At 68.7% G+C, this 9,384-nt stretch carries 7 protein-coding genes; 2 read left to right on the top strand and 5 right to left on the bottom strand.

Annotated features, from left to right (window positions below):
* The 4 genes from WBB14_RS33360 to WBB14_RS33345 form a co-directional block, all read right to left on the bottom strand.
* Positions 1–981 (bottom strand): sigma-54-dependent Fis family transcriptional regulator (locus tag WBB14_RS33360; RefSeq protein ID WP_424243542.1); only part of this gene is annotated, 981 nt, incomplete at its 3' end.
* A gap of 106 nt (positions 982–1,087) precedes the next feature.
* Entirely contained in the window at positions 1,088–2,059 is a 972-nt protein-coding gene (locus WBB14_RS33355; RefSeq protein ID WP_424243541.1) for a Bug family tripartite tricarboxylate transporter substrate binding protein, read from the bottom strand.
* 48 nt (positions 2,060–2,107) lie between these two features.
* Positions 2,108–2,896, bottom strand: a complete 789-nt coding sequence (locus WBB14_RS33350) for an alpha/beta fold hydrolase (protein WP_424243540.1) — start codon at positions 2,894–2,896, stop codon at positions 2,108–2,110.
* Positions 2,893–3,486, bottom strand: coding sequence for an amino acid synthesis family protein (locus WBB14_RS33345; protein ID WP_424243539.1), 594 nt, complete (start codon positions 3,484–3,486; stop codon positions 2,893–2,895). The genes WBB14_RS33350 and WBB14_RS33345 overlap by 4 nt, the downstream gene beginning before the upstream one ends.
* A 124-nt stretch (positions 3,487–3,610) precedes the next feature.
* On the opposite strand from WBB14_RS33345, the gene WBB14_RS33340 reads away from it, so the two are divergent.
* Entirely contained in the window at positions 3,611–4,519 is a 909-nt protein-coding gene (locus WBB14_RS33340; protein ID WP_424243538.1) for a LysR family transcriptional regulator, read from the top strand.
* A 7-nt stretch (positions 4,520–4,526) separates the two neighbouring features.
* On the opposite strand, the gene WBB14_RS33335 is transcribed toward WBB14_RS33340, so the two are convergent.
* On the bottom strand, positions 4,527–5,432 hold the full coding sequence (locus tag WBB14_RS33335) for a LysR substrate-binding domain-containing protein (protein ID WP_424243537.1): 906 nt from the start codon (positions 5,430–5,432) through the stop codon (positions 4,527–4,529).
* 102 nt (positions 5,433–5,534) lie between these two features.
* On the opposite strand from WBB14_RS33335, the gene WBB14_RS33330 reads away from it, so the two are divergent.
* Positions 5,535–9,077, top strand: coding sequence for an indolepyruvate ferredoxin oxidoreductase family protein (locus tag WBB14_RS33330; RefSeq protein ID WP_424243536.1), 3,543 nt, complete (start codon positions 5,535–5,537; stop codon positions 9,075–9,077).
* The last annotated feature ends 307 nt before the right edge of the window (positions 9,078–9,384 follow it).

The following is a 9,384-nucleotide window of genomic DNA, read 5'->3' as shown; positions in this document are numbered from 1 at the left end:
GCGCACCGCCACGCTGGCGCCGCGCATGTGCCGGTTGGGTTCGATGGCGTGCGCGAACAGCGCATTGCCGTCGCGAGCCACGATCAGGCGCTGTTGCGGCGCATGGGCGCGGGTGTAGCGCGGCAGGTCATCCAGCCGCACGTCGAAGAAACGGGTGACGGGTTGGCCGATCAGGCCGGCGGGATTGCGCCAGTCCAGGCCGGCGGCGCGCGCCAGCAGCTTGGCGCCGGTGTGCGTCATGCCGAGGATGCGGCCGGAGCCGTCCAGCGAGATCGCGGCCTCCGGATCCACGTCCAGGAATTCAGGAGAGCGCGCGAAGCGCAGCACCCATTCATTGCTGGTGCGCGCCATCAGGTTGGCCATTTCGATGCGGCGCGTGGTGCTGGTGACCAGATGCAGCGCCAGGTTCTGGCTGGCTTTCAGGATGGGAGAGCTGAGCAGCGAGATGTCCAGCACGGCCGCCAGCTCGCCGTCGGCGCTGTAGATTGGCGCGGCGGTGCAGGACAGCGGCGTGTGGGTATTGTCGAAGTGATCGGTCTGGTGGATGGTGAGGGCTTCTCCGCTTTCCAGGCAGGCGCCCACGGCGCAGGTGCCGGCGCGTTGTTCAGACCATTCCGACCCCAGATAAAGCCCGGCCTTGCGCAGGCTGGCGGTCTGCTGCGCATCGCCCAGGAACTCCACGGTGACGCCCTGGCGGTCGGCCAGCAGCAGCACGTAGTTCTGGCCGGCGACCTGGCGGAACAGATGATCCAGGCCGGACCGCGCAATCGAGATCAGCGCTTCGGACTGCTGGCGGTGTTCGCGCAGCCGGCCATCCGGCACGATATAGGCTTCGCAGGCCTGGGCGGGATCCAGCCTGTACTGGTCCAGGCAGCGCAGCCAGCTGCTGACCACGTGCGCGTCGCGCTGCGTGGGCCGGCCCTGGCCGACTTGTTCGATCTCGCGGATATGGGCGGAGTGCAGGGATTCCTGACTAGGCATGTCGTCTCCATGTTGCGCCCGATCTGCGCCGGATCAATGGGCAGCATGCACAGAGGACGACACGCCTGTAAATGCTGGTTATCCAGCATCAGCGCGAAAGGGGACGCTACAGGTCGACCTTGACCTTGCCGGCCTGTACCAGCCCCGCCACGTCGCGGATTTCGGTCAGCAGCGCCTGTTGCAGCTGCGCGGGCGTGCCGCCGGTGGGCTGGAAGCCCTGTTCGCCCAGCTTGGCGCGCACGGCCTCGGTCTGTAGCGCGCGGTTGATGCCCTGGTTCAGCGCGGCGATGGCGGCCTCCGGCGTGCCGGCGGCGCAATAGGTGCCGAACTGGATTTGCGCGGAGAAGCCGGCATAGCCGCTTTCGGCCACCGTCGGAATGTCCGGATACTTGGGCAGGCGCTCCGGGCTGGTCACGGCCAGCACGCGCAGGCGTCCGCCTTGCAGATATGGTTCAACGGCGGCGACGGTGGCGACCACCACCTGGATTTGCCCGCCCAGCAGGTCCGTCATCATCGGGCCCGTGCCGCGATAGGGCACGTGCAGCATGTCGATGCCGCAGGCGGCCTGCAGGAGTTCGGTGGCCAGGTGCTGCGGCGTGGCGTTGCCGGGGGAACCGAAGGTCAGCCCCTTGGGTTCGCGCTTGGCCTGGGCGACGAGTTCGCCCAGCGTCTTGGCGGGCAGGTCGGCGTTGACCGCCACCATGTAAGGCGAACGCGCAATGGGGCAGACCGGCGCTAGTTGCTTGAGCACGTCCTCGGGCGGCCGGGCGTAGTAGCGCACCGAAGGCACCAGCCCGGCGAACAGCAGCACGCTGCCGTCCTTGGCGCCGTTGGCGGTGTAGTCGGCGCCCAGCATGCCGCTGGCGCCGGGCTTGTTTTCGACCACCACCGGCCGCTCGAGGGCGCCTTCGAGCGTGGCCGCGATCACCCGGCCCAGCACGTCGGTGCCGCCGCCTGGCGGGAACGGCACGATGACGCGCAAGGGTGCTTCGCGCGCGCTGGCGGCGCTGCTTACCGCGGCCGCCAGCGGCGTGAGGGCCAGGGCCGCCATGTTCTTCAGGATGGTTCTGCGATTCATGTTGTTTGTCTCCGTATCCACTCTACGCGGGCTGATGGCCGGCCGTCTCTAAACCAAGGACGGTGCGCCGGCCGCCTCCAAAAAAAATCCACGCAGCGCCGCCGCCACGATGGCGGGCTCCTCGACCGGCAGCATGTGCCGTTGGCCCGGCGCCACGTGCGCGCGGGCGTGGGGCAGGGCCTCGGCCAGTTCCAGCGTCATGCGCGGGGTCGAGCCGACGTCCTGCTCGCCCGTCATTACCAGGGCAGGGCAAGCTATCCCAGGCGCGGCCTGCGCCAATAGCGGGTCGCCCTGCGCGAACACGCGGTATGCGGCCAGGAAACTGGCGCGGTCGTTGTGCAGCAGGCGCTGGCCGATGCTGGCCACGCGTTCTGGACGGGCGGCCTGGAACGCGGGCGTGAACCAGCGTTGCAGCGAGACCTGGGCGGCGGCTTCGGGGTCTTGCGTCGCCGCCGCGTCCAGCCGCGCCAGCACCGCGCGCGCTTCGTCGGGGCTGCGGCGGAACACTGTGCTCAGCAGGGCCAGCCGGGTGACGCGTTGCGGGCGCGCGGCGGCATAGGCGCCCGCGATCAGGCCGCCCATGGAATAGCCCACCAGGTTGGCGCTTTGCCAGCCGGCGCGGTCCAGTTCCGCGTCCAGCTGCGCGATGAAGTCCTGCACTGTCACGCCATCGGCTATGGCAGGAGCGTGGCCGTGGCCCAGCATGTCATAGCGCAGCACCTCGAAATCCGGCTCCAGCAACGGCGCCAGGTCGTCCCACAGCGTGTGGTCCAGGCCGACGCCATGCAGCAGCACCAGCGGCTCGCCGCGTCCAGTACGCCGAGAATGCGCGCTCATTTGGCCTGGGCCTCGCGCTCGAGTTCCTGCAGGTCGGAGTAGCGGTTGCCGATCCGATGATGCGGACGCCCGGAGGTGGCCGCGCCCAGGGCGATCACGATCTCGTCAGGCGCGGGCGCGTCGTTGATGGTGGTCTGCACGGTCAGGTAGTGTGAACGCAGACCCTCGTCGAGTTTGTGCATCAGCGGCACCGTGATCACGCAGCCAGGGCCGCCGCGCATATTGGTGAAGCTCAGATAGCTGGTGCCACCGACCGCGCCGCGATAGGCGTTGCCGAAACGCAAGGTGTGGATCAGGGCCGACGCGTGTTCCACTTCGCCGGCCGTGCCCACCACGGCGGCCTTGCCATAGGCTTCGACCTGGTCGGCAGAGCCGGCCTGGCGCAGGATTTCCGCGACCAGCAGCTCGCCCAGCGGCGGCGCGGCCTCCAGGATCTTGGGCCGCAGGTCTTCCTGTAACGGCTGGCCGGCCCAAGGATTGCGGATCACGGCCGCGGCGATGACCATGACCAGCGGGCGCTCGGCAGCGCGGCCGCCTTCGATCAGGGTTTTTTCCACATAGCTGACTACCTTGCGCACTTGCAAAGACATACCCGCTGCTCCAGTACCTGTAGGGTGAAAGACGGGGCCATTGTTGGGTTCCGGGCAGAGTTTTGACAATCCAAATTAACTCAAGTTAATTTCGGAAAATCCGAATTTTCCTTGGTCCTATGCCATGCCCTCACCCCTGAAAATCCAGCACCTGCGCCAGTTCCTGCTGGCGGCCGATCACGGCAGTTTCCGCCTGGCGGCCGAAGGCACTTTCCGTTCGCAGGCGGCGGTGTCGGCGGCCATGCAGGACCTGGAACTGCAATTGGGCGCGCCGCTGTTCGAGCCCGGCAAACGCGCCCAGCTCACGCCCCTGGGTCTTGCGGTGGCGCCGTTGTTCCGCGAGCTGTTGGCCACCCACGACCGGGTGCTGGACGCGGCGCGCCAGTTCGGCCTGGGCAGCCAGGGGCCGGTGTCGCTGGCGGTGATGCCGTCGCTGGCCGACGAATGGCTGCCGCGCTTGCTGGAGCGCTATGCGCGCAGCCACCCTGCGATCCGCATCCGCGCCATCGACGAGTCCTCGCAGGATGTGCATCGGCTGGTGCTGAGCGGCGAGGTACAGGTAGGCGTGGCGGGACAGGTGCCGCGCACCGCGGAGGTGGCTTTCGCGCCCGTGGCGCGCGATGCCTTCGGCCTGGTGTGCCGCAAGAACCATCCGCTGGCGCGGCGGCGCGGTCCCGTGCCCTGGGCGGCGCTGGCGGGGGAACGCCTGATAGGCAACGCCACCTTCGACACGCTGAAGAGCCGGCAATTGGGCGGCGCCATCGAGGACCCCTTCATGGTGGTGTCGAACCGGGCGTCGCTGCTGGCCAGCGTGGTCAGCGGCCTGGGCGTGACCGTGCTGCCGGTGCTGGCGCGGCCGGCCGCCGCGACTGGCCTGGCCTTCGTGCCGCTGGCCGAACCCACGGTGGAGCGCATCGTCGGCGTGCTGACCCGCAAGGAAGAGACGCTGCTGCCGTCGGTGGCGGCCATGCACGCGCTGGCCTTGCGCTCATTGGCCCAATTCACGCGCCGCAAGGGCGCGATTCTGGTGTAGCAGGGCCTCAGACGCCGCAGGCGTAGATCATGAACTGGCGGAACGCCTCGGCGGGCTTGGCCAGCCGCGCTTGCGGATGCCATAGAAGCCCGGCTTCCATGGGCGGGACGGCGTCAGTGATGGGCACGGCCTCGATCTTGCGGCCTTCCAGCGACCAGGGGCGGTAGACCATGTCCGACAGCATGGTGACGCCAAATCCGTGCGCGACCAGCCCGCGCAGCGCCTCCATCGAGCGGGTGCGGAAGGCGATGTCGGGCTGCAGACCGTGGGCGCGCCAGTAGGCCAGCGCGGAGCGTTCGCCTTCGTCCATCTCCAGCAGGATGTAGGGATAGCCGGCAATGTCGGCCAGCGACGGCGCCGAGGCTTGGGCCAAGGGGTGGCCGGACGCGGTCCATAGCTGCCGCCGCGACCGCACCAGCACCTGATGCCCGAAGCGTTCGCGCCGTTCCACGTTGGACAGCAGCGCCACGCCCAGCTCGACCTCGCCGCTGGCTACGGCGGCTTCGATCTCGGGCCGGTCCAGATCGGCCAGGTCCAGCTCCACGTCGGGATAGCGCCGCCGGAAGCGCGCCAGCAGGTCGGGCAGGAAGTAACCCAGCACCGTGTAGGACGCGGCGATGCGTACCGCGCCGCGCAGCGCATAGCGCTGGAAGCCGGGCTCGCGCAGCGCATCGTCCAGGGAGTCGAGCACTTCGCGCGCGCGCTGATGGAAGTTATGCCCTTCCGGCGTCAGCGTGACGCCGTGGGGATGGCGGTCGAACAGCCGCACGCCCAACTGCGCCTCCAGCGCCAGGACGGCGTTGGTGACCGCGGACTGCGAGACATGCTCGTCGGCGGCGGCCATGGAAAACCGGCCGGTCCGGGCGGCTGCGGCAAAGTACCGCAGCTGGCGCAGGGTGACGTCATTAGCCATGTGTTTATCAAATACCTGATACCTGAATATATGAATATACGATAACCAGCCTGCTTCCTACACTGCGGCAAAACACCAAAAACCGCAACGCAGGAGACAAGCGTGAACGCCCCACAACCCGCAGGCGCAGCCGATACCCATGGCCTGACGCTGGACGATAAGTACACCCGCACCCAAGGGCGCATCTACCTGAGCGGCACCCAGGCCCTGGTGCGGCTGCCGTTGCTGCAGAAGCAGCGCGACCTGCAGGCCGGCCTGAACACGGGCGGCTACATCTCGGGCTATCGCGGCTCGCCGCTGGGCGGCCTGGACCAGGCGCTGTGGAAGGCCAAGCGGCATCTGCAATCCAGCGACGTGGTGTTCCAGCCAGGGGTGAACGAAGACCTGGCCGCCACCGCGGTATGGGGCTCGCAGCAACTGAACCTGTTCCCGGGCGCGGCGCGCGATGGCGTGTTCGGCATGTGGTACGGCAAGGGGCCGGGCGTGGACCGGTCGGTGGACGTGCTCAAGCACGCCAATTCCGCCGGCAGTTCGGCGCACGGCGGCGTGCTGATGCTGGCGGGCGACGACCATGCCGCCAAGTCCTCGTCGGTGGCGCACCAGTCCGAGCACGTGCTGATCGCCAGCGGCATACCGGTGCTGTATCCGTCCAATGTGCAGGAATACCTGGACTACGGCCTGCACGGCTGGGCCATGAGCCGCTATACCGGGCTGTGGGTGGCCATGAAATGCGTGACCGACGTGGTGGAGTCCAGCGCATCGGTGGACGTGGATCCGGACCGCGTGCAGATCGTGCTGCCGGAGGATGCCCTGCCCGAAGGCGGCTTGAACATCCGCTGGCCCGACACGCCGCTGGCGCAGGAGGCGCGGCTGCTGGACCATAAGTGGTATGCGGCGCTGGCCTATGTGCGCGCCAACAAGCTGAACCGCGTGGTGCTGGATTCGCCGCAGGCGCACTTCGGCATCATGACCGCCGGCAAGGCTTATCTGGACGTGCGCCAGGCGCTCAACGACCTGGGCCTGGACCAGGCCGCCTGTAGCGAGGCGGGTATCCGCGTGTTGAAGGTGGGCTGCATCTGGCCGCTGGACGCGCAGGACGCGCGCGAGTTCGCCACTGGCTTGAAAGAGATCCTGGTGGTGGAGGAAAAGCGCCAGATCCTGGAGTACGCGCTGAAGGAAGAGCTTTACAACTGGCGCGACGACGTGCGGCCCCGCGTCTATGGCAAGTTCGACGAGCGCGACAACGGCGGCGGCGAGTGGTCCACGCCGCGCGGCGGCTGGCTGCTGCCGGCGCGCCACGAACTGTCGCCGGCGCTGATCGCCCGCGCCATTGCCGCGCGCCTGGAGAAGGCCGACCTGTCGGACGCGCTGAGGGCGCGCATCGCAGCGCGGCTGGCGGTCATCGATGCCAAGGAGCGCGAGGCCGCCCGGCCCACGCTGGTGGAAGAGCGCAAGCCCTGGTTCTGTTCGGGCTGTCCGCACAATACGTCCACCCGCGTACCGGAAGGCTCGCGTGCGGTGGCCGGCATAGGCTGCCACTACATGGCGATGTGGATGGATCGCAAGACTGACACCTTCAGCCAGATGGGCGGCGAGGGCGTCGCCTGGCTGGGCCAGAAGGACTTCACGTCCGAGCGCCATATCTTCGCCAACTTGGGCGACGGCACCTACTTCCATTCGGGGCTGCTGGCGATACGCGCCGCGGTGGCGGCGCGCGCCAGCATCACCTACAAGATCCTGTACAACGATGCGGTCGCGATGACGGGCGGGCAGCCCGTGGACGGCGTGCTGACCGTGCCGCAGATCGCCGCGCAGATGCTGGCGGAAGGCGTGGTCAAGACCGTGGTGGTGACTGACGAACCGGAGAAGTACGCCGGCGCCGCCGCGCTGCCGCAGGCCGTGGAGGTGCACCACCGCAAGGCGCTCGACGCGGTGCAGCGCGCGCTGCGCGACATCGAAGGCACGACGGCGCTGATCTACGACCAGACCTGCGCCACCGAGAAACGCCGCCGCCGCAAGCGCGGCGAATACCCCGATCCGCCGCGCCGCGTCTTCATCAACGAGGCGGTCTGCGAAGGCTGCGGCGACTGTTCGGTGCAGTCCAACTGCCTGTCCGTCGAGCCTCTGGACACGCCGCTGGGCACCAAGCGCCGCATCAATCAATCGTCCTGCAACAAGGACTTCTCCTGCGTGGAGGGGTTCTGCCCCAGCTTCGTCACGGCGGAAGGTGCGACCGTGCGCAAGCCGGGCACGGCCGGGAACACCCCCGCATTGCCTGAACCGCCGCCGCCCGCCCTGGCGGAGATCGGACAGCGCGCGGCCTATCGCGTGGTGATCGCGGGCGTGGGCGGTACTGGCGTGGTGACCATAGGCGCGCTGCTGGGCGCGGCCGCGCATCTCGAAGGCAAGGGAGTGACGGTGCTGGACATGGCCGGGCTGGCGCAGAAGGGCGGCGCCGTGCTCAGCCACGTGCAACTGGCCAACCGTCCCGCAGACCTGCACGCCACGCGTGTGGCGCTGGGAGAGGCCGATCTGGTCATCGGCTGCGACGCGCTGGTGTCGGCGTCACCAGAGGTGCTGTCGCGCCTGCGGCCGGACCATGGCCGCGCAGTGGTGAACAGCAGCGCCGCGCCCACCGCCGCGTTCCTGTCGCAACCCAGCTGGCGCTTTCCCGGCGCGCAGGCCGAGGCCGCGCTGGCGCGCAGCACGGGCGGCAACTGCGATTTCATTGAAGCCGGGCCGCTGGCCGAGACCCTGCTTGGCGACACCATCTACGCCAATCCTCTGCTGCTGGGCTATGCCTGGCAGCAGGGCGGGCTGCCGCTGTCGCTGGACAGCCTGCGGCGCGCGATCGAACTGAACGGCGTCTCGGTCGAGAAGAACCTGGCGGCCTTCGAGCTGGGCCGGCAGGCCGCGCACCGCGGCGCCGATGCGCTCAAGCCGGCGCCGAGGGCGCAGGCGGTCGCGATGCCGGAGTCCCTGGACGGCCAGATCCAGCGGCTGGCGCAACACGTGCGCGCCTACCAGGACGAGGCCTATGCCGCGCGCTTCCTGCAAGCAGTGGCGGCGGTGCGCGCGCGCGAGGCCTTGCTGCCAGATCCGCAGCGCTTCGAGGTGACGCAGTCGGTCGCGCGCAATCTCGCCAAGCTCATGACCTACAAGGATGAGTACGAGGTGGCGCGCCTATACGCGGATCCGGCCTTCAAGGCCCGGCTGCGCGAGCAATTCGAAGGCGAGCCGGGCCGCGACTACCGCCTGCGCTATCACCTGGCGCCGCCGGCGCTCGCGCGCCGCGATGCGCGGGGGCGGCTGCAGAAGCGCACATATGGTCCGTGGATGACGCTGGCATTCCGCGCGCTTGCGCCGATGAAGCGGCTGCGCGGAACCTGGCTGGACGTATTCGGCCAGACCGCCGAACGCCGCCTGGAACGCCAACTGGCCACCGAGTACCTGGCGCTGGCGCAGGAGTTCTCACGCACGCTGGACGCGGCCAATCGCGGCGCGGCGTTGGAGCTGGCGGCGCTGCCGGACACGATCCGCGGTTATGGCCACGTCAAGGAAAAAAACATCGAACGGGTGCGTTCGCAGCAATCCGAGCTGTGGGATCGCTACCGGGGGCGGGCGCAGGAAACGCTGGCGGCCTGAGGCCGGCCTGCGGACAGGGCGGCATTCCTGCCGCCCTGTCCGCCATTAGGGATTCCCGCCACTTTGGGGCGGCCGAAACCATGCTTAAGCATTTCTCAATAGTCAGACCTGGGGGCTTGGGTCAGAGTTCTGCATCATGAAACGGCCGCCAGACGCCGTTGCCCGCCGCGCCGCCGAGCGCGGCGATGGCGATGCCCGCACACAGAAGATTGCCTGCCCTTTGCACGCCAGCCGCGACCCCGGGAAACACCGGGCGCCGGCTGACCGGCCGTTGCCGTCCGGCTGCGGTCCCCTGTTGGTCCGAGGA

Origin of the sequence: Achromobacter sp. (genome assembly GCF_049647645.1) — a bacterium.
Taxonomy (GTDB): Bacteria; Pseudomonadota; Gammaproteobacteria; order Burkholderiales; family Burkholderiaceae_B; genus Achromobacter.
Note: the sequence above shows the minus strand (reverse complement) of the source record. Positions and strands in the feature narration are given on the sequence as shown.

Coding starts and splice junctions, on each gene's coding strand:
- WBB14_RS33345 (WP_424243539.1), bottom strand. CDS start 3,486: ATGTCTTTGCAAGTGCGCAAGGTAGTCAGCTATGTGGAAAAAACCCTG.
- WBB14_RS33340 (WP_424243538.1), top strand. CDS start 3,611: ATGCCCTCACCCCTGAAAATCCAGCACCTGCGCCAGTTCCTGCTGGCG.
- WBB14_RS33350 (WP_424243540.1), bottom strand. CDS start 2,896: ATGAGCGCGCATTCTCGGCGTACTGGACGCGGCGAGCCGCTGGTGCTG.
- WBB14_RS33355 (WP_424243541.1), bottom strand. CDS start 2,059: ATGAATCGCAGAACCATCCTGAAGAACATGGCGGCCCTGGCCCTCACG.
- WBB14_RS33335 (WP_424243537.1), bottom strand. CDS start 5,432: ATGGCTAATGACGTCACCCTGCGCCAGCTGCGGTACTTTGCCGCAGCC.